Source organism: Streptococcus suis (assembly GCF_002964575.1).
In the GTDB taxonomy this organism is placed as follows: Bacteria; Bacillota; Bacilli; order Lactobacillales; family Streptococcaceae; genus Streptococcus; species Streptococcus suis_R.
In genome coordinates this window covers 1-585 of the sequence record NZ_POQQ01000072.1, presented here as the reverse complement: position 1 = coordinate 585, position 585 = coordinate 1, and the positions used below count along the sequence as shown (strand labels likewise).

Below are 585 nucleotides of genomic sequence, written 5' to 3'. Positions count from 1 at the left end.
TATCTTTCTCAAACCCATTCTGCTCCGTTCTTCGTGAATAATTCTTAAACGAGTAGACAACCCCATCTGGTTTTATCCACTGGTCAGAATCTTCTAGGTAAGTCCAGTTTTCAGGATTGGCATCACTCTTCTTATAGCTTTTCTTCTGCTCTTTCTGATATGTTCCGTAGGGAATCAGAGGTGTTTTCTCCAGGTCATCAACGATAAAGCTGTAATTTTCTTCACTTCCATAACCTGCATCCGCGACAATGTGTTGAAAGAGTTCTAAGGTTTGGATGGATTGAAGAAAGGGCTTGAGTGTACGAGTGTCAGTTGGATTCGGAAACAGTCCGTAAGCTAAGGCAAACTGGCTGTTTGTGCCAAGTTGGAGGTTGTAACCAGGCTTGAGCTGACCATTTTTCATACTCGCTCATTTATTTCAAGGCTCGTGAAGAAACAGTCTCTCCGCAGACTGTTTCTTTCCTCTTTCATCCGCATGAATGTTGCATCGTGATCCGTTTTAGAATAGGAATTTCGCTCTTGTAGAATCTGTTTATCTCGTTCGTACTTCTGTTTCCGAACAAGAAAATCCTCTTTCAACTTTCT

General features: G+C 41.7%; 1 pseudogene. It reads right to left on the bottom strand.

Going from position 1 to position 585, the window contains the following annotated elements:
- A pseudogene (locus tag C1E58_RS09650) lies at positions 1-585 on the bottom strand (transposase); the annotation flags it as partial.